Here is a 21020-nt window from a genome sequence, read left to right on the forward strand (position 1 = left end):
CCTGATAGGGACTAGGCTTTAAACGTTTTCGAAAATTTCATTGCGAAAGGTGCTCCTGTTTACGCAGCTCTTTCCAGTCCGATAGCGTCTGCAGGAGTGCTTCTTCCACCCACAGCAATTCCTCCCGAGTATGGGCATCCGAGAAAATGAAGTATCCCTTGGTGAAAATGCCGAAGTGCGCCATTTTTTTCACGATAAACTCACGGAATGGATCGGTCTGGAAGTTATCCTCCGTAATCGAGTGAATGTAGAAGCTCGCATACGTCCCTTTCAACGCCAATTGGTCGGTTAGTCCAAGAAGTATGAGTTCCGCTTCAATCAGATCCATGATCCGGATGGTAGCATCCCGCCAGCTTGGCCATACCTTCGCACTTTTCATCAATCGCTCACATGCGATCGCTGCAGCAAGCGCAGTAGTCTCGCTGGAATGAGCATTGCTGAACCTGACCTGTCCCGATAAAGACATCAAATGCTGCGGTCCCATCACGGCTGCAAGGGGCAATCCGTTCGCCATGCCTTTGGAAATACAGAGCAGATCAGGCCAGATGTCATACTCTCCTGCTGTAGCCTGCTTGCCCATTCGAATGCCTGAAGTAACTTCATCAAATATCACGATGATATCGAGTGAGCGGCACAAGGAGACAACCTGCGCCAACGGCTCGCGTTTCCATTCATTCGGACACAGAACAATGCAGGCGATATCCTCGGGAGAAGCTGTAATCTGTGCCTCGATTCGTTCCGGTGTTGGCTTGTCCACCCAGATTGTTGTACGCTCAATATCGACCGGAATGCCTCGCTCTTTTGTTTCGCGACCATAGTAACCATAGGCAGACCAGTCATGCCACCCATGATAGGCAGTCGCTATCACCTTGCTTTTGCCGCTGCCCGCACGAGCAAGACGTACTGCTCCACTGACTGCATCAGCACCACTTTTCGTGAATCGCAGTGAAGGGTAACGTCCACCAAACCGCTGCAGGATCAGGTCAGCACATTCCAGTTCGATGTCAGCAGGAATGGAATAACTTGTCCCTTTTTTCAGCTGATGGATAACGGTCAGTTGAATTTCATGCCTTGCGTGTCCCCATGGTGCCGTACCCATGGCCATCTCGCAATCGAGCCATTCATTTCCATCGATATCGATAAAGCGGGAATTGCGTGCTTCGGCACAGCATACGGGCGTGTGACCCGGAAATAATCGTTCAGGTGCCTTGGCTAACGTACTGCATCCGCTCGGAATTACCTTTTCGACATGTTCCAACCACTCCAGATTCCGGGTAAATCTAACGGCACGGTCCAGCGTGCTCTCTTTTGATTTCACTTATAGTTCCTCCCCGTATGCTTGGTTTTTATCTTTAACGAACTTTGGTTCCAGGCCAGCAGCCATCGTATATGCGATCCATCGTAATCACATTGCCATACAAATCGATGATCAGATCCTTAGCCCGATGTGCATGTCTCATCTCGATCCAATAGCGGTTTTCCAGCAAACGGGCGAAATTATCCACCAAAAACAATAATCGGTTCTCACTATGGATCAGTTCCTTACCCAGTACCTGCGGCAGCCAGATGGCTCCGTTCGAATTAAAACGGTTGGAATAATCACGTACCTCTGCAACATGTGCTATATCAGCTTCCTCAAGCTTGGTCCAGAACGTATCTGCATCACTTCGTACCTCAGCAAGATCAATGCCGACGATCGGCAGATGTTGATCATTATCCTGGCTCTCCAGCTGTGACTTCAGATGACTGAAAACGAACGGCCAAACATCAGCCTCGATTTCACTGCCCCACTTTTTCCAGAAACGTGCCAGATTGTTTTTGCGGTTGAAGTTTCGATGAATGCCGCTGCTTCGTTCCCAGTGATACGCACGAATATTCGGATTAATGACCGTATCGTAACCGGCAGCCCGTGCCCGCATCTGATAATCAAAATCCTCGTATCCATTAAAGAACTTCTCATCGAGGGTTCCAATCGTCTCATAAACCTCCCTCTTCATGCCGAACATCGCGAATACAACCAGTTGAACCGAGAAGGTCTCTTTGGGAATGTCTTCTGGAGATGCGTTCAGGAAGAGATGACGTCCGATCGTGTCCGCAAAAGCAATGCCGCAGTGCTGCACGCCTCCCGTTTGCGGATAGAGCAGCACACCACCAATCATGCCGATTGTAATATCGCTGTCCAGCGTCTCTCTCATCATCGATTGCCAATCCGGTTGCAGAATGGTGTCGGAATCCAGGAAGAAAATATAATCTCCCTCAGCTCGCCGCAGTGCACTGTTAATGGACACCGCGCAGCCGAGCGGAAAATCATGCTGCAGAATCTCGATGGTTACCCCTTCTCTGACTTCCTGCTTCAGTTTCTCCAGATGCTGATAGACTGCTGAGCCGGAACCATCGTTGATAAAAATAATCTGTGTTGATGGACTCACCGTCCGAAGCAGTGAATCGGTGAACAGGTTCAAAATGTTATAGTCCTGGTTGACTGGCACAATAATGGTGTAAAGCATGGAATCCCTCCTGTTGGATATGATGGAATGCGATCTAAGCCTTTTGAATCTGTGAAAAATGTCCGGATATGCACCTCCTTGTCCCGAATTTACTGTCTTAATTTGGTAATGTTTTGGATCTACTAGAAATTTATATCATTTTTTGCAATTGTGAAATCTTAAATTCTGAACTCTATTAATATTTGAATATGATCAAAAAAGCACCCCCGGGAGCAATTTCCGTATCTGTAGACACGGTTAACTCACCAGGGGTGTTGATAGTTATTGTATAAGCAGTTTAATTTCTGCCGTAATACAGCTTGCGATTGGTGATATCCACCAGATACAAGATGTCTACACCATTCGCATTACGCTCTACACTGAGCCTCTCAATTGGTTTCCCGGAAGCAATTGATGTTTGGGTCCAGCCGCCATTACCATTCGGAACCGCCATATAGGCACGGTCTGTTCCGCTGTATTTTGTATAATAGACTCGAACGTTCGACCCGGTCCATGTAATATCAATTCCTGCTCGGGTCGCAGTGGCATTATAGACTGTCTGCTGATTCCATCCTCCCGCCTCGTATGAAGCATATTTCACAGAGAAGTTGCTGCTCCCTTCCTCACGATATCGGTAGACAATCTTCGGATTGCCTGCAGAGTCAACAGCCAGCTTGGCGCTCTGAATGCCAGGTCCTCCTGGATCTCCTCCATCCTTAACATAGGCCTCGGATGGTGCCATCGATTGCACAATATCCACATTGCTCAGTGATACGGGTGAGGAAATTATACTGCCGTCCGCTTTATAAAAGGTGCCTGTAGAAGGTCTATATTTTACATATGACAAATCATGACGAAGTGCGCTGGATACAAAGGCTGACCATTCAAACAAGATGTGCAAGTCGCCTTGTGCATCGAAAACCAGATCATCGGGATAGAATGACCGACCAGCATTGGCACCGACTACAGCGACTTGACTCCAGCTGGACTGAGCATTGTTCCAACGGAATAACAAGCCAGGTCGATAACCGGTTGAATCATCACTTGATCGGATCAGAAGATAGACATCACCATTGGGTGCCGTTGTCAGGACGGGGTAGGTTCCTTTGAACGTAGTGAAGGAGGGCATATCTGAGGAATGATTTTGTGGGGCGCCTCCAACGGTATCCGACCTGAAATAACGCCAGCTGTCATTGTGCATCGAAGCAAATACATGAAAGCGACCGCTGCCATCGCGGGCAATGGAGGGTTGATTGTGTCCAAAGTCATCGTTATATTCGGCAATGACACTGCTATTCATAACCGGAATGTTGGACCACGCACCTGATCCATCCCGCCTTGCTATATTGACCGTATGTGTGTTCTCTGTGCTGCCCGGAGCGTTGTAAGCCATGTACGCATACTCGGATCCTGTGCCATATGTCTCAAGTGGTGACCACCATCCTGCCTGATTGCTCGAATCAATTACATAAGGCACCTCAGTGAGTGTGGCTGCTGCCATACCTGTGCTCGCTGGCAGTACAGAGATGAGCAGCGCTGCAACGGCACCTATCTTCCAAAACCTGCTTCTTCCCAAGATCATCCGCCTCCTTCATGAATGGTGTAACATGAATTCGTAGAGAATAGGATCCCCGGCCGGGATAAATAAAGCGCTTTCACTTTACTGGCTGGCTTGTTGCCGCCATAACCATCGTAACATGTGATTTCCCTTGACCGTCATATACAAAATCATGTTTCCAATAGAACAAAATTTTGATATTTAATCATTAAGACAAAGCGAATAGAACATTTCACCTTTTTGCTTATTTGGCTTGAAATCTTCGATGAATGGGATCGCAGGTTGCTATAGGAAAATTCAACAAAAAAACTCTGCCAACAAAATGCCAGCAGAGTTGTGAGGACCGATCCATTTTAAGGAAACAGGGGTATCTCCCTCCGACTTTCGCCAGATCCGCCCGAACTGATCACCATTCGGTTTCCTTGGCTCCCAGGTTCGCGATAAATTGGCGCAATGCATGAGATACCCATTTCCGGGTATGAATGACCAGCTGGATTTCCAATCTGAATTCGCCGTGATCCAATGGCAAAACAGTGAGTTCCTCCCGGCGTATTTCATCCATCGCAGTCATTTGCGGCAGTAGTGAAATCCCTGCGCCTGCCATAATGCTTCTTTTGATCGCTTCAGGACTTCCGAGTTCGAGACCTACTTTATAGGGTATTCCGTTTGTTCTAAGCACCCTCTCAAGCAGCTGCCTGTAATTGCAGGTATCCTCAGGCATAATCCATTCCTCGTCAGCCAGATCACTCAGCTCGATTTTCTGCTTATGGGCAAGGGAATGATCTGTGTTAACAATGAGAACAAGCGGCTCTTCCCTGATCGTTATCCACTGCAAACCTGTTTCGGACGAAGCATTGGCAAGAATAAGTCCTACATCTGCTTCTCCCTCTCTCACTTTCTGCAAAATCATGTCTTCCCGATCCGTCTGCAGCCGAATGCCAAGTTCAGGATACTGTTTACGAGTGGTCTGAATCGGGGCAGGCAGAAAATAAGAGGCAAGAGAATCCATGGTTGCAATCGTAAGTGAACCTCCACCCTGTTTCGTCAGCTTTTCCTGTGAATGTTCAAAAATCTCAAGAAGTTGTCCGGAAAGCAAAAACAGTTCTTCCCCTGCTGATGTAAGCCGGATTTTATTGTTATTATAACGTTCGAATAATTTTACCTGGTATATTTTTTCCAGCTTTTGAATCTGGGTTGTTACACTTGACTGCGCATAGCCCAGCTCTTCTGCAGCCTTCGTAAAACTTTGCCTTACAGCCACTTCACGAAAGGTTTGAAAATAGTTCAGATCCATATTCCTGGTACCTACCTCATCAAAATAATTGATAACACTCATCATCTATTATAGTTAACTATGATGCCAATTCCCATGGTAAAGTGAATTTAATATCATTTCAACATAAATGGAGGCCATATCATGTTAACGGAACAACAGATTCATGGTATTTATGTACCTGTAATCACCCCTTTTACGCAAGATAATCAACTCGATTTAACCTCCTTTCAAACCTATATCACTCACATGGCAAATAGCGGAATTCAAGGTTTGGTTATTAATGGTACTACGGGAGAATCTCCTACGGTATCCTGGGATGAAGTGGAACAGCTGGTCCGAATCACGAAGGATACCTTGAGCAGCTTGAATAAAGCGATTCCGATTGTCGTGGGGACCGGAACCAACGATACAGCTTCAACAATAACGCGAACTCAAAAGGCTAAAGAATTAGGGGCGGATGCTGTTCTTGTAGTAACTCCCTATTACAACAGACCAACAGAGGCAGGCATATTCGAGCATTTTCGAGTAACAGCTGATGTGGGTGTACCCATTATTGTATATGAGATTCCAGCGCGAACGGGTGTCCGGGTCTCTATAGACACGATGAAAAAAATAATGAACTTAAACGGTGTTATTGGTCTAAAGGACAGTACCAACGGAATTGAGCTGATGTCAGAACTGGTGCGTAGTGGATCAAAACCGATCCTGTGCGGGGATGATTCGTTTTTCTACGACATGTTAAATGAAGGTGCCGCCGGCGGTATGCTGGCATCTGCCAATATCAACACGAAGCAGTTCATTGAAGTGTACGACCGTTTTAAAGCAGGTGACAAAGATGGATCACGTGACTTGTTCAATGAACTAGTTCCTTTTATTCATCACCTTTTTGAAGAGCCTGCTCCTGCGCTGCTCAAATGGCTGCTCAAACAACAAGGAATCATCGCTTCCGATCATTTGCGCCTGCCGCTGATGCCAGCATCTGAGCAATTAAAAGCCAAGATGGATCAATACACGGTGAGCAGTAACGCAGTAGGTTAGATAAAATAATGAACTATAATGCATAAACATGACAAAAGCCGCACATCTGCGGCTTTTTGAATATGCTTGTCACGTTTAGACCAAAATGGAAATCAGAATTGGCAGTGAAATCAGTGACAGGACCGAGCTCATGACAAAGGATGACGCTGTCTCAACCTCAAGCGTATCGAATCTCGACGCAATCATCGCAGCTACGGCTGATCCAGGGAAGGATACCAGCAGGATAACCATGGTCACGTCTGTAGAAGATAGCCCCATCAATACAGCAAACATGTAAGTAAACAAAGGCAGTGCAATGACTTTCAACAGGGAAATGCTGATGGCATTCAGGCTGAATTTAATCCGATTGATACCCACTGTTACCCCAATGGCAAAGAGCGCTGCGCCGGATGTAATACTACCGATCTGATCAAATGAGCTTTGCAGCAGATGAGGTGACTGGAAGCCAAAGAGTGTCAGGATAACACCCAGAAGCGGTACACAGGCGAGCGGTTCTTTTAGACCATGAACGATGGAATGAATCGTAAGTTTAAACAAGCTTTCGGCATGATCGCCGTTCTTTCCCGCTTCCGTTTTCTTCCCAACGGAACTGACGATGGTCGCGATGGGATCAAGCAGCGCATTGACCACTACGCCTGTAATCGCGATAGGAATGGTTACTTCTGCAGCGCCAAACAGGTTGCCCAGGACAGGAATCCCCATAAACGCGAATGAAGGTTGCGTTGCATTTAATGAAAAGATGGATGACTGGCTTAGGTTTACTTTGAAAATGAAACGCATCACAAGCAATAAAACCACATAGAACCCGATGATGCCAAGGAATATGGTCATGAAAAATGGCCACTTGTCGATCAGGGTTTCTTTTTTTGTTGTAGTAATACCGATAAACAAATGTGCTGGCAACGCGAATTTGGTCACCAGTGTATTTAAACCTTTGGAGGATGCCGAGTTAAATACCTTAAAGTAGCCTCCGAAAAAACCAAGTAAAATTACGAAGAAAATAGGGATTAATATGATGAAAATGTCACTGACTGACATGTTGTTCAAACCTCCATTTATGATCTGAGCATTTGCAACAATTCAACAAATGACAAAAGATGTTGATCATGTATAATGTATTCTTCCTGAATGATGGCCACAGGCAAGGAATACCTGTACGGTGGACAGGTATTCTCTCAGTGTGACGTATTGGTCATATCAAATCATTTGCGAGTTGATTAAACTGCTGCTGCATGGAGGGGTCTGTATACAGGGTGCCACATGGCTTCCTTAATGGCCTCTTCCACGTTCTCAAGTTCACGGCGGGCTACGCCATCCTCAATCGCCGCTTTTGTTACAGCAACTGCGACTTGGTACGAAACATCCTGCAGTTCTTTGACTCTTGGCAGCAATGGAGCACCAGGTTTTGAAGAGTCTACGGCTCCAGCTACCGCGATAGCCGCTGCAGTAAACATATTTTTGGTAAATTTCGAGGCTTTGGATACAATCGCTCCGAGTCCAAGACCAGGGAACACGAAGGCGTTGTTGGATTGACCTATCTCGAACTGAATGTCATTATACATCACGGGTTCAAATGGGCTTCCTGTTGCGATCAACGCTTTGCCATCCGTCCATTCAATCAAGCTTTTCGGAGCAGCTTCGGCAAGTGATGTCGGGTTGGACATCGGCATAATGATCGGACGTTCCACATGCTTGGCCATTTCCTTAACAACCTGTTCGTTGAAGGCACCAGTAACACCGGATGTACCAATAAGAATGGTTGGTTTAATGCGACTCACAGCTTCCAGCAGACTAACCTGACCTTGTTCATCTAGACTCCAGTCTTTGATTTCCTCCGCTTTACGCACATATGGCTTCTGGTATTCAAACAACCCTTCGATCTCATCGGTCAAAATACCGCGATAATCGAATGCCCAGAAACGATCTTCGGCTTCTTCCTGCGTAAGTCCCTCTTCCATCATGGCGTCTCGAATCTGATCCGCATTACCAATGCCGGCAGCCCCTGGCCCGAAGACGAGTACACGATGCTCCCGAAGAGGTACACCCGTCACTTGAACGCCTGACATAACGGCAGCTAGGGTAACCGCACCGGTTCCTTGAATATCATCATTGAATGTGAGGAGTTCTTCTCCATATTTTTGAATAATATTTCTGGCATTCACGCTGCCCATGTCTTCCCAGTGAAGAAGAACGTCGGGGAACCATTTGGTCGTTTCCTTCACAAACGCTTCAATAAATTGATCATACTTTTCACCGCGAATACGTTCATGGCGATTCCCAACGTATAATGGATCATTCAACAATGTAGGATTGTTGGTTCCAACGTCCAGTACCACGGGAAGTACACGGCTCGGATCGACACCTACTGCCGCTGTGTACACGGCCAGTTTGCCGATGGCAATGTTGATGCCACCAACCCCCCAGTCTCCGATGCCAAGAATGCTCTCAGAGTCTGTCACCACAATAAGGTCGACGTCTCCAGCCTGCAGGCCACTGTTCCTGAATGCTTCCTCAAGTCCGTCCATATCATTAATGGAGAGATACACTCCGCCAGGTCTGTGATACTGATGACTATATTCCTGAATCGCTTGTCCAACCGTAGGTGTATATACGATCGGCAGCATTTCACTAAGATGTTCTTTTAACAAACGATAGAATAGGACGATATTTCGGTTGAACAAGTCATTCAGCATGATGCTTTTACGCAAATTATCAGATTCATTTTGCAGCTGCTGATATACCCGGCTCACCTGTTCTTCAATATTTAGAACCATCGGCGGCAAAATGCCGTTCAGGTTAAGTTCTCTTCTCTCTTCTTCGGTAAAGGCAATACCCTTGTTCAGGATGGGATTGGAAAGAATGTCTTTACCTCTTAATTGGGTTTTCAGATTTCCATTGGAATCAACAAAAAATGTGTTCATTACGGATAGCCTTCTTTCGTGATATCTCTTTAATTTCTTTTCAACACTAGGTAACTTTAAGTTAGTTGTTAACCTTCCGATGACAATTATATGACTTTTTTTATATTATGTAAACGAAGCTATGAAACTTTCATGAAAAGAATTTGGTTACCTTTCGATAAATAAAATTTATCACTTTAATATTTTCCAAGAAAATCATTTTATAACTCTCTTTGGGCTTCCACATGGTATGTGAACCAATTTAGGCATAAAAAAGCCGCATATATGCGGCTTATGAGAGACTTATATATACCTTCAAACAATTGTTATATGACGTAAGCATCTTCTACTTCTACCTTTCTATCATTCCCTTCCCCCATGTATTTTACGTCAATCTCACATCCTTTCTGGAATTTCGGAATATGAATTACCGGAATAAACGTAGTCACCACCGATTGGAAGGTTTGACCATCTTCTTGGGTAACGAACAAATCGAGACGTACGCCAGGCCGTCCATGCATGCTTGACGAAGTCTCGGCAATATCCTGAATGATCGCTTTTGCAGGAGTTCCGTACTTTAGTATCTCCTTCCTGATCTGCATCGTCTCTTTACCGGTTCGCAGCTTTTTGGTGACGTTCAGTGTGAGAATCAATCCTGTGGTCAGCCCAAAAACAACAATTACAGCTGCAATGATTAAGGTTATCAAAGTTGAAGTCATCTCATCCTCCTTAAATAGTTGGTATACAGAATATTTCTGGCATCTTGCACCTAAATCCTGCCAATGTCTTAGGACATATTGACCAGGTGTGCACACCAGTATTTATAATGAAAGGATTAGAACGAATAAACACCATACAGAGGTTATACGAATATCTGAACTTTTTAAAAATGAAAGAGATATCATTTTCATATAACACTTGTTCATTACCATGAGATCATCATGTTTAGGCGCTCTCCCTGAGCGCCTTTTTTTCAATAATGAATCCATCTATATCTCTTTGTCCGCGATTGGACGAAACTGGTCTGTAACAGTGATCAACTTGCTCCCTCTCAGGTAAAACTCATCAGCAGCTCTCCACGTATGGCTCTTTTTGTTCTGTCTCCGATGATAGACATAGTTATAGGGAGAGGTAGCATACGCTTTGAATCCTCTTTTCCTGCATTGCCTTAGAAACGTAACATCTTCTCCAACGGACCGGTCGGTAAATCGGACCTTCTTGAGGACTTCCTTTCGGAACAGAATCGTGCCACCCTGCACAAATTCCACAAATTTATTGGCTTCCTTAGGAGATCTAATCAGAAGTTTCTTTGAAGCGCCTAAATATACCAGACAGGAATGTTTGCCAACAATATCACTATTCGTTTGCTTCAATGCTCTCACTTGTTCTTTCAAATAATAGGCGGAATAATAATCGTCATCATCAAATTTCGCGATTAACGAGAAACGCGCACGTTCCATCCCTGCATTTAAACATTGTCCCAACGATAATCTTTCAGGAACCTGGTATACGTTTATATTGGCATTGCCCCGAACACGGTTGCGGTATGATTCCAGATTCATGCTGTCATGATTCAGAATGATAATCAACTCTTTGCTCTGGTAATGTTGTCTCTTGAAATTCGTCAGGATGTTATCAAAAAATCGCGGTCGATTCGTACATACAATAATGGAAACCCCATGTCCACTCTCTTTCTTATTCAAGGCTTAACCTCTCTTCTATGAATGATCTTTCATCATATGTAGGAGAGTTGAACAGGTGTAGGCTAATAGAAAAGAATTATAGATTCGCCTTGGCAGGGCTGCCAAGGCTCTTCAAACAGGGTTACGTACCAAAATAAACGTCCAGTTTTCCTGTTGGTGGTGTGGTTGCCATCCACACAGCAGCCAGATTATCCGGAGCCGCAGTGGCAGCAGTAATATAATCCCCAATGAGTACTGTGGGTACAGGGGAATTTCCATTTGGATTAAAGGAAGTCGTTGTGAGTCTGCGATTACTGAAAGTGGCCCCACCATCAAATGATTCGGCAACGAATACATCCAATAAGAATCCATCTATTCGGTTTGTCATATAGATGACCCTGATCGTTCCCGCAAATGGCGACACCGTAATGAAAGGGAAGAAGTTCTGAGTACCGGGAGGGGCTCCGGTAATACTTACAGGGGCGGACCAGAGAAGCCCATCGGGAGATTTGCTGAGGAAGACATCCGTATAACCATTTCGGGCATCATTCCAGACAGCGTATACGGTTCCGCTGTTTGGTCCAACGGATATATCCGCACCCAGACACAGGTTAGTTTGGACTCGAAAAGCATAGTTGGGTACAGGCAATGGTGAAGGTGCAGGCACAACGGACGAGATGAATGTGGCCTGTCGATCCAGCTGGGGTTCATAGTTAATGCCACCATCGTAAGATATCCGCAGTAAGGCAGATGGACTCGCAGGACCTGTAATGATATATCCCGCATAGACCTGTCCCGAGAAACCAACGGCTAACGCTGCACGGTCATGAATCCCACGCGGGTTGGATTGTCGGTCTGGTGGTTCCCAGGTTAAACCCTGTGTCACTGACCTTTGCGTAAAGATGGCAGAAGACGTCGTAGCCAGAGGTGTATACCCCACGTAGGCATGCCCGCGATATGGACTTCCCGGAGACCGATCCACAGCAATGAAAGGCTCATCATTATGAACGATCGTTCCGTATCCGGCTTGGACGATAACGGGGGGCTGCCATGTTTCACCATTATCAAACGAAGTGTAACTGGCAATCGTGCCATCATTGATACCATTGAACAAGTGAACCGTCACTATAAATGTACTCGGAAAAGTGTAGTCAATGGTAGGCGCCTCTGCCCCGGAGTAACCCGAAGGCTGTGGAAGCACTGTCGTTGACCAGGTGCTGCCGCCATCAATTGTACGGTAAAAACCTGTTAATGTGGGCCCTGTGCTGGTGTCGACCGCAACGACACACATAATATTTGGATTTAACGTATTCACGGCAATGGAAGGTTCAAACTGGTTCCCTCCCAGCGCACCAGTAATATTAACAACTGGCAATATGCTCACCTTCTTTCCTTTAAGGAATATTTGTAAATCGGTCAATCAAGGTCATTTCCGACTGAAGAATCCGTTGGATAACCTGACCAGTCGAGTCCACGCCGTAAACGTTGATAATAGTACTTGTAGCACTGAAAAAATCACTCTGGACCTCGAAAAACGCACCATTAATCAGCGGATAGATTAACGTCCTTGTTGCTTGGGGGTTCAATTGAAACAGATCGTGACCAACGGTAAAACGTGCGGTTTGGGTCGTGTCCCATCTGAAAACTTCAAGCTCAATATTGACGGGTACGTTTAGAGAGTCATTGATGCATGTGACAATAATCTGAGTGGATTGAGTTGGACCATTTACCGGATTATAGATCAGCCCTGTACTATTCGGCAAAAGTTTCACTCCTTTCTCTGCAGGAAAAGGTACCATTCTTTCCGTTTAGACTATACTATGTTCCTGTCTATCGTCCGGCACGGCTAATATATCCCAACAAATCTAGTTCCCCTTCATTCCACTCCTTGCTCCTTGCTCCCTGCTTGCTTAATCAACAAACCATCCACAATCTGAGTTGCTATGCCGGCTGTTATCAAGGGAATTATGATCAATCTTCAACCACTTACAATGGTTGTTTACAGTTTCATCTCCATTAGGCTCATAAAAATCAGTTTTGTAATTACAGCAAAAAGGCCTGTCCTACAACAGGCCTTTTTGCTGTATCTTATTGGTATTTCAGTTTGATATCAACTGGAATTAATCCTTCTTCATGCCCCTCATCTTCTATAACAGACCATTGTCTGTCTAATAGAGAACGAAGCAATTGAATCTGTTCGCAGTTCAGCTTAATATTCCGCAGCGTCAGATCTTCTTGCACATAATCCCGATCCAGTTTAAGACCGAAACGGAAGTCCAGCACCCTTTTTAAAGCATTAATATGCAAAAATTTGAACTGGTATCCGCTACGAATGGCCTCTGCCCAATCCTCACCCATTTCTTCAGCGGTCTTCAGTCTTTCTTCCAAATCCATCGCTGGTTCCTTGATTGTGGAACGCAATGAAGCAAGATCCCTCCGGTGCAAACAATCAATAATCACTTCACTCGCTACACCACTCGTCAGAACATTCTCCACCAGCATCCCCACGGGAATCGAAAGCCGTACCAGACTCATACTTCCCCCGCCTCATTTCGAAGATGCTGATTAAACCAGGCATTGACCTGTTCGAAGCTGTCCACCCGCAATGAAGGTTTACCGCTTTTGAGCAATGAGTGATTGGACCCTGGGTAGCGAATCAGTTTGGTCTTTTTACCGTAACGTTTGAGAGTGGTATAGAGCTCCTCCGCCTGTGCAATCGGGGTTCTGTAGTCTTGCTCTCCATGCATAATCAGAAGCGGTGTTTCAATCTTATGTGCATGAGCCAGAGGTGAACGGGACCACAGCAGCTCAGCATGGTCTGCCGGATTGCCTCCAATGACACCCTCGACATAAGAGATGCCTATGTCACTGGTACCGTACATGGACAGCCAGTTGGAGATACAACGCTGAGTTACAGCAGCCTTGAACCGGTTGCTATGGGCAACGATCCAGTTCGTCATAACCCCTCCGTAGCTGCCGCCTCCGACACCCAGACGTGATTCATCCAGGTGGTCGTATGTATCAAGGGCATAATCGACCGCCTCCATCAGATCTCGGAAGTCTCCCCCAGCAAAATCACCACGGCAAGCTCTGGCAAATTCCTGCCCGTATCCCATACTTCCACGCGGATTCACCCATAGAACGGCGTAGCCTTGTGCCGCAAGAGACTGCATCTCGAAACTGAACGTTCCCGTATACATCGCATGTGGTCCCCCATGAATCTGCAAAATCAGCGGGGTTTTGACATTCAAGTCACGTTTCGCAGGTTGCAGCAACCATCCCTGAATACGCCATCCGTCTGAGGATGTAAACTCCATTCGTTCAGGCACATTCACTTCCAGCCCGGTGATCCATTCGTCGTTTCGCCGGGTAAGCCGGAACGTTTCGCCGCTGCTTATATCCACACGATACAGTTCCGCAGGATGACCCGCTGTCAGAGCAGCAATGACCAGCGTTGTTCCATCAGGTGATAACGTGTATTGAAACACATCCTTCTCACCACTTCCGGTGATGGATTGAAAGTCTCCATTCTCATGTATGCGGTATACCTCCACACTTCCATTTTCGGTACCCAGTACATACATGCCAAGTTCCGGATGTCTGTCATCCCAGATTGGTGATGGAGACGGACCAGCGGATTTCATATCTCCAAGAGCAGCATTACCGAGCTGCATATCCATTTTCGTATTAATCAGCTTGGGCACCCCTCCTTGGAGGGGAACAGCATATAGTCTGTTATGACTCCCGCTGCCAAACTCACGGTCGCTGGCGATCAGGTAGAATACCTGACCATCGGGTGAATAGGAGAACTGGCTAACCAGCAAGCTGGAATCAGTAACTTTGGAAGGATGGCTCTCTCCCAGCCCTATGGTGTATACATCTGCAAAGTACAACAGATCCGCATCGGAGTCCTCATCCTCCACCTGCTTGGAAATAAAGGCAAGGCTCTGGCTATCTGGCGACCATGCTGGCCCGCTGACATTCCACTGTCCGGAAGTGACTGGAGTGATCTCTTCACTCCCGATCTCATAAACGTACAGATGGCTATATAGCCCATCCCACCAGCCGGAACCTTCCGCTTTTGGGGTGGTACGCTCAAAAATTTTACCCCGCAGCACGGTTGCTGCCTCATTTTCCAGTTCGCCTTTGCCTTCCTCGTCATTCATCTGCACTTTACTGGTAAAGGCAATATACTGCCCGTTTGGCGACCATGCATAATCCAATATTTTACGTTCCGGAGAGATAAGCCTGACCGGTTCGGTTGAATCTGCTGGAAGTGTCCATAATCCCTTGCCCCCATCTTCCAGACGCAAAAAAGTGAGCTGTGTTCCATCGGGTGACCAGGCCGGCGCCGTATCCTTGGTGCCATTCGTAAGCTCCACATCATTGCTGCCATCCAGTGAGATTCCCCGAATCCGGGTGTTATACTCGTTCTTTTGCCGATCTATGGTCTGCTCAATGTAAGCCACCTGTCCATTCGGATGGATCACTGGCTGGCTAATGGAACGATAGTGATATAAATCCTCTGGTATCATCGGTCGTTTGTTCATCTGAGGGTCCCCTTTCTCCAGTCCTGTTATTTTTTGTTCGTTTCTGTTCGCGGATCGAGTACATCGCGCAGCCAATCACCGAGGAAAATAACCCCAAGTACCGTAAGTGTAATGGCCAGTCCAGGGAATGTGGCTACCCACCAGCTCGTGGCTACATATTGTCTTCCATCACTGAGCATGCCTCCCCAGGAAACGTCAGGTGGCTTGATACCCAGACCAAGAAAACTGAGCGAAGCTTCCATAATAATGGTGGTTCCGACATTCATGCCGCAGATGACAATAAAGGAAGACAGGATGTTCGGCAAAATATGTTTCAGGATCAACCGTCCATTCTTGGCCCCAATCGATCGTGCAGCATGAACAAAATCCCGCTCCTTGATACTGAGAACCTCGCTTCGAACGATACGGGTAAACGGAACCCAGTTGGTCACACCGATGACGAAGATCAATGTCGTGATTCCCGGGCCAACGATGGCCATCACCACAAGCATGAACAGTATGGTAGGAATGGCCATGAAGGCATCCCCTACACGCATGATGACTGCATCCAGCCATTTCCCGTAAAATCCGGACAGCAGACCCAGAATGGCTCCGATGATTCCGGAGACGATTACCGCTCCCATACCTACTATTAATGAAACGCGTGCACCGTAGACAATTCGGCTCCACATGTCTCTACCCAGGTTATCCGTACCCAGCCAGTGTTCAGCAGTTCCTCCCTCTAACCAGGCAGGCGGTTTAAGTCGACCCAGCGGATCGACGGCTGCGGGATCATGACTCGTTAACAGAGGTGCACATATGGCGATCAAGACGACCAGTAAAACGAGCACAGAGCCAAGCATTCCGGTCTTGCTGATGATCAGTTGTTTCCAAATATAGCGAAATCCTGTTGGTGTACGTAAACTCTCACTTTCCTGTTCTGCACCCGGAATGGGCATTTCATTGCTCCCTGACATAGGTTGCACCTCCCTCTAGTCGAATTTAATGCGCGGATCAAGCAGCCGGTAAGCTACATCCGTCAAGATATTGGTTACAACAACAATTAAGGCAATGACAAACACGGCTGCCTGGACAATTGCCATGTCATGCGTATTGACGGCAACAACCAAGAGCTGACCCAGCCCCGGCCAGGAGAATACCGTTTCCGTAATCAGCGTTCCGCCGATCAGGCTGGTAAACTGCAAACTCATAATCGTTACGACGGGTATCAAACCGTTGCGAAAAGCATGTTTACCGATCACGACCATTCGTCCCAGCCCCTTGCTGCGAGCCGTACGAATATAGTCCTGACTTAGAATCTCCAGCATACTTGAACGGATCAGACGGGTCATTTGAGCTGCCAGTCCTACACCAAGGGTAAAAGCCGGCAAGATCAAATGCGTCAAACCGCCGCGACCCGAAACGGGCAAAATGCCCCACATGACGGAGAACAACAGGATCAGCATGATTCCCATCCAGAAGTTTGGCATGGCCTTGCCGACGACCGATATTCCCGAAATGATAAGATCGGTAAACGTATTACGTTTAACAGCTGAAGCTACTCCCAGTGGCACAGCCATAAGAACGGCAAAAAACATCGCGGCTACAGCCAGTTCGAAGCTGGCAGGCAATCTCTCCAGGACAAGCTGTAAGGCGGGCTGTCCATAGCGAAACGATTGTCCGAAATCTCCCTGTAAGGCACTGCCCAGGAATTTCACATACTGCGTGTATAGCGGCTGATCCAGACCGAGCGCTTGCGTTAACACCGCACGGTCTTCCGCAGTGGCGGTCTCGGGAAGCATTAATGCAACGGGATCACCCGTAACCCTGACCAAAATAAAGACAATCAGCGAAACAATGAACAATACCGGAATGACTTGCAGTAAAGATTTAAGTACGTATTTCCCCATCCTCATTCACCTCCATGCTATACAAAAGAACGGCAGGAACATGGTGTACCCAGTCCCTGCCGTTCACGGCCTATCCTTGCAATGACAGGTTGTTCTGCCGGATATTACTGTGCAGCAGGTGTAATCTCGTCGGCATAGAACATTTCATCACTGCGCGGCGTGAAGTTCACGCGTGCATTCGTTCCATAGACACCTTCCATCTGGTACAGATACACGGCTGGACGTTCTTCAGCGAAGATTTGCTGTACTTGCTGGTACTCTTTTTCACGAGCCTCAGGGTCCATGTTCACCAATGCAGATTGAAGCAATTTCTCCACTTCGGGATTGTTGTAATCCGACTCGCCTTTGGCTTCTTCGAACATGTAACGGTTGTAGTTATTCGAAGCGTCGAACAGGGAGTTACCAATACCGATCATGAAGATTTCCTTGAATGATTTGGAGCTGTAACGTTCACTGAAAGCACTTGGCTCAAGCACGTCCATGTTGATTTTAAAGCCTGCTTGCTCCAGCATCGCTGCAACAACTTCGACCTGCTCTTTGTATTGTGACGAAACGGAGATGGTCATCTCGGCCTCACCTTCAGCGTAACCGGCTTCCTTCAGAAGCTGTTTGGCTTTTTCCAAATCGTATAGCGATGTTTTGTACAGGGATGGGTCCGCACCGAAGTTTCCTGGCGTGACGGATGTGCGGGTAACAATACCTGCTCCACCGGCAATGCTGTCTACAATACCTTGTTTGTCGATTGCGAGGTCAATCGCTTCACGCACTTTCGGATCAGCCGTGATGCTGCCTTCCGTCTGACGGAAGATCAATTGCAGGACGCGCTGGATCGGTGCTTTGACAATTTTCTTGTCTGCTTCGCCTTCAATGCGGGCAATGTCCGTGGACGGAATCGATGCAGCTACGTCAACTCCACCAGCGAGCAGTTCGGATACCCGTGTGGAAGCTTCAGGAATAACGCGGAATACGACTTCATTCCATTTTGGCTCACCATCGAAGTAGTTCTCATTCTTCACGAGTACCACACGATCGTCTTTTGTCCACTTGCTGAATTTGTAAGGTCCTGTTCCTACCGGTTGTTTCAGGAAAGCATCCATGCCGTTTTCCTCAATGTATTTGGCAGGCAGGATGCCCGCTCCCATTTTGGACAGGCGGTTAAGCAGAAGCGGATCCGGTCCATCTGTAATGATGTCCACGGTATGCTCATCAACCTCTTTGACCTCAACAATATTTTTGAAATAACTGTTTTGTTTAAGCGTCTCGTCTTTGGCTACACGTTCAATCGTATATTTGACATCTGCTGAAGTGAACGGATCGCCATTATGGAACGTAACCCCTTCACGCAGCTTGAAACGCCAGGTTGTGTCATTCACTTGTTCCCAGGATGTTGCAAGACCGGGAACCTTGTTTTGTTCACTGTCATTTTTGACCAGATAATCAAACACGTTGACCAAAACGGCCTCACTGGACGTATTGTTGTTGTTATGTGGATCAAAGCTCTCAATATCGGTAGCAGCTGCAATCGTAAGCGTTGTGCTAGCAGTTCCACCATTTTCTGTTCCACTGGATCCCGAATTGCTGTCAGTGCCTGCACTTGTTCCACCGCATGCGCTTAGCACCAATACTACAGCCAGTAATGTGATCCACATGCTCGTCCATTGTCGTTTTTTCATTTGGTACGCTCCCCCTCAGAAGTTGTGTTTCTTGCCAAAAATTCAAGTGCTACGGATGAAAGTATGCCTACACCATAAGGCATTGCCGTTTCATCCAGATCAAACATCGGATGATGAAGCGGATAACGGGTACGTTCTTCTTCATTACCGGAACCAAGCCGGAAGAAAACGCCAGGAATCTGTTCGCAGTAGAAGGCAAAGTCCTCACCTCCGGTGGACGGCGAAATGCTGCTCCATCCTTTTGCCCAGTCCAGTCCGTCTACGGTTTCGGTAAGCAAGTCCACCATACCCAGATCGTTCACCACAACCGGATATCCATCACCGTAAATAACCTCGTGCCCTGCGCCGAAGGAAGCGCACACCCCGCTCACCACCTGTTCAATCAGAGCAGGCATGCGTTCACGAAGAGCTGGTGAGAGTGTACGCACCGTGCCGATCATCTCCACCTCTGGCGCAATGGCTGTACCCATGTAGCCACCAGTGATTTTACCGATGGTCACCACTACGGGCTCCAGCGGGTCTACCAACCGACTGGCGATATTTTGTAAAGCGGTGATGACCTGCGCGGATACAGCAATTGCATCGATACCCTCATGTGGCCGGGCAGCATGTCCACCCTTACCGAACACACGAATGACCAAGCGGTCTGCCGAAGCAAAAGCCACCCCTTTACTGACACCGACGGTACCGGTATCCTGTCCAGGTGTCATATGCAGACCGGCGATCGCATCCACCTTCGGATTCTCCAGTACACCGTCCTGAATCATGGCTCGTGCACCGGCAAGCCCCTCTTCTGCAGGCTGGAAAACAAACTTGATATTGCCCGACTTCGGCCTGCCGAGACCCGTAAGCAGCTCAACCGCTCCCATCAGAATCGTTGTATGCGCATCATGACCGCACAAGTGAGCCTTGCCTTCGACCTGGGAGCTGTATTCGGCCGACTTCTGATCCTGGATCGGAAGTGCGTCCATATCTGCCCGCAGTGCAATGGTTGGGCCATCCGTCTCGCCCCGGAGCAGACCTACAACCCCGGTCTTCCCAACGTTACGGATCACTTCAAGTCCCAGGCTTTCCAGATGCTCGGCGACGATACTTGAAGTACGAACTTCTTCATATCCGATCTCCGGATTGCGATGGAAATCTCTCCGCCAGTTCGTGAGCTTTGGCTGTAATTGCTGTGCAAGTTGAAATAATTGTGCTCGTTCCATTAATGCTCATTCCCTTCTTGTTGTTCCGATGAGACCAGCCGTGAATAGATGGCGTCAGCGGAAAATGCAATATGACGTTTCATTGTATCCCTTGACTTGATCGGATCCCGGGATTTGAGGGCTTCAAGAATCTCGGTATGTACGCCCTGGTTAATAACCCGGATATTTTCATCGTATGGCATCAAATCCAGCGCAGGGTTGATCTTGGTACGAATCTGTCTGACTGCCGTCTCCAGGTACGGATTGCCCGAAGCCTTGGCAATCGTGAGATGGAACTTGACATCGAGTGCCCTGAACCATTCCCGTGTACACTCTGGCTCCATACTCTGCTTGATGAAACCTTCCAGCAGTGTCAGTTCGCCTGCGGTGATCCGCTCAGCAGCCAGAAAAGCGCCTTCCGGCTCTACAATCGTCCGATATTCAAACACATGTAACATTTGATCCCAACCACGCATGATTTCTTCCTTCGTTCGTTTATGCGCGTTGGCCGTGATTGGAAGTACGAAGGTACCTCCCTTGGCACCGACCCGCTTCTCGATTAATCCCTTACTCTCAAGGGCCGATAATGCTTCACGAACCGTAATTCGACTTGCATTAAAAATCTCGGCAAGCTCACGTTCAGAAGGAAGCTGGTCTTCACTCATGATTTCCTTAAGAATGATGGCCTCCTCTAACTGTTCCCTGATAAATTCGCTGACTTTTATGGCAGAAACTTTCTCGAATTGGAAAGTCAGTTGGTTGAACATATCAACACTCCGAT

General features: G+C 47.2%; 18 protein-coding genes. 1 reads left to right on the plus strand and 17 read right to left on the minus strand.

Features of this window, described 5'->3' with window-relative positions; all coding sequences use genetic code 11:
* Positions 1-37: 37 nt before the first annotated feature.
* The 4 genes from AB3N00_RS05010 to AB3N00_RS05025 form a co-directional block, all read right to left on the minus strand.
* Positions 38-1318, minus strand: a complete 1281-nt coding sequence (locus AB3N00_RS05010) for an aminotransferase class III-fold pyridoxal phosphate-dependent enzyme (RefSeq protein WP_413033597.1) — start codon at positions 1316-1318, stop codon at positions 38-40.
* Positions 1319-1352: 34 nt separating this feature from the next.
* The gene (locus AB3N00_RS05015; RefSeq protein ID WP_413033598.1) at positions 1353-2507 is read right to left on the minus strand and encodes a glycosyltransferase family 2 protein; all 1155 of its coding nucleotides are present in this window, start codon (positions 2505-2507) and stop codon (positions 1353-1355) included.
* Between the two features lie 277 nt (positions 2508-2784).
* A complete protein-coding gene (locus AB3N00_RS05020; RefSeq protein ID WP_413033599.1) occupies positions 2785-4062 on the minus strand; it encodes a BNR-4 repeat-containing protein in 1278 nt (425 codons plus the stop codon).
* Between the two features lie 388 nt (positions 4063-4450).
* A complete protein-coding gene (locus AB3N00_RS05025) occupies positions 4451-5380 on the minus strand; it encodes a LysR family transcriptional regulator (RefSeq protein WP_413033600.1) in 930 nt (309 codons plus the stop codon).
* An 81-nt stretch (positions 5381-5461) separates the two neighbouring features.
* On the opposite strand from AB3N00_RS05025, the gene dapA reads away from it, so the two are divergent.
* Complete coding sequence (dapA, locus tag AB3N00_RS05030; RefSeq protein ID WP_413033601.1) at positions 5462-6358, plus strand: 4-hydroxy-tetrahydrodipicolinate synthase; 897 nt, start codon at positions 5462-5464, stop codon at positions 6356-6358.
* A gap of 75 nt (positions 6359-6433) precedes the next feature.
* On the opposite strand, the gene AB3N00_RS05035 is transcribed toward dapA, so the two are convergent.
* The 13 genes from AB3N00_RS05035 to AB3N00_RS05095 form a co-directional block, all read right to left on the minus strand.
* Positions 6434-7396 carry an AEC family transporter gene (locus AB3N00_RS05035; RefSeq protein ID WP_413033602.1) on the minus strand — a complete coding sequence of 321 codons (963 nt, stop codon included), beginning with the start codon at positions 7394-7396 and terminating at the stop codon, positions 6434-6436.
* A 179-nt stretch (positions 7397-7575) separates the two neighbouring features.
* Positions 7576-9279 (minus strand): NAD-dependent malic enzyme, encoded by a 1704-nt coding sequence (locus tag AB3N00_RS05040; RefSeq protein ID WP_413033603.1) that lies wholly within the window; start codon positions 9277-9279, stop codon positions 7576-7578.
* A 305-nt stretch (positions 9280-9584) separates the two neighbouring features.
* The gene (locus tag AB3N00_RS05045; protein WP_413033604.1) at positions 9585-9977 is read right to left on the minus strand and encodes a hypothetical protein; all 393 of its coding nucleotides are present in this window, start codon (positions 9975-9977) and stop codon (positions 9585-9587) included.
* A gap of 270 nt (positions 9978-10247) precedes the next feature.
* Positions 10248-10961, minus strand: a complete 714-nt coding sequence (locus tag AB3N00_RS05050) for a glycosyltransferase (RefSeq protein ID WP_413033605.1) — start codon at positions 10959-10961, stop codon at positions 10248-10250.
* Between the two features lie 121 nt (positions 10962-11082).
* The gene (locus tag AB3N00_RS05055; protein WP_413033606.1) at positions 11083-12324 is read right to left on the minus strand and encodes an exo-alpha-sialidase; all 1242 of its coding nucleotides are present in this window, start codon (positions 12322-12324) and stop codon (positions 11083-11085) included.
* A 10-nt stretch (positions 12325-12334) separates the two neighbouring features.
* On the minus strand, positions 12335-12703 hold the full coding sequence (locus AB3N00_RS05060) for a hypothetical protein (protein ID WP_413033607.1): 369 nt from the start codon (positions 12701-12703) through the stop codon (positions 12335-12337).
* Positions 12704-13028: 325 nt separating this feature from the next.
* A complete protein-coding gene (locus AB3N00_RS05065; RefSeq protein ID WP_413033608.1) occupies positions 13029-13475 on the minus strand; it encodes a hypothetical protein in 447 nt (148 codons plus the stop codon).
* Positions 13472-15490, minus strand: coding sequence for a prolyl oligopeptidase family serine peptidase (locus tag AB3N00_RS05070; protein ID WP_413033609.1), 2019 nt, complete (start codon positions 15488-15490; stop codon positions 13472-13474). The genes AB3N00_RS05065 and AB3N00_RS05070 overlap by 4 nt, the downstream gene beginning before the upstream one ends.
* A 26-nt stretch (positions 15491-15516) precedes the next feature.
* On the minus strand, positions 15517-16446 hold the full coding sequence (locus AB3N00_RS05075; protein ID WP_413033610.1) for an ABC transporter permease: 930 nt from the start codon (positions 16444-16446) through the stop codon (positions 15517-15519).
* Between the two features lie 15 nt (positions 16447-16461).
* Positions 16462-17379: an ABC transporter permease gene (locus AB3N00_RS05080; RefSeq protein ID WP_413033611.1), complete on the minus strand. Its 918-nt coding sequence runs from the start codon at positions 17377-17379 to the stop codon at positions 16462-16464.
* A 104-nt stretch (positions 17380-17483) separates the two neighbouring features.
* Complete coding sequence (locus tag AB3N00_RS05085) at positions 17484-19052, minus strand: ABC transporter substrate-binding protein (protein ID WP_413033612.1); 1569 nt, start codon at positions 19050-19052, stop codon at positions 17484-17486.
* Positions 19049-20260 (minus strand): M20 metallopeptidase family protein, encoded by a 1212-nt coding sequence (locus AB3N00_RS05090; RefSeq protein WP_413033613.1) that lies wholly within the window; start codon positions 20258-20260, stop codon positions 19049-19051. The genes AB3N00_RS05085 and AB3N00_RS05090 overlap by 4 nt, the downstream gene beginning before the upstream one ends.
* Entirely contained in the window at positions 20260-21006 is a 747-nt protein-coding gene (locus AB3N00_RS05095) for a FadR/GntR family transcriptional regulator (protein ID WP_413033614.1), read from the minus strand. Before AB3N00_RS05095 ends, AB3N00_RS05090 begins: the two co-directional genes overlap by 1 nt.
* Between the last annotated feature and the right edge of the window lie 14 nt (positions 21007-21020).

This window comes from Paenibacillus xylanilyticus (genome assembly GCF_047246825.1).
GTDB classification, from domain to species: Bacteria; Bacillota; Bacilli; order Paenibacillales; family Paenibacillaceae; genus Paenibacillus; species Paenibacillus xylanilyticus_B.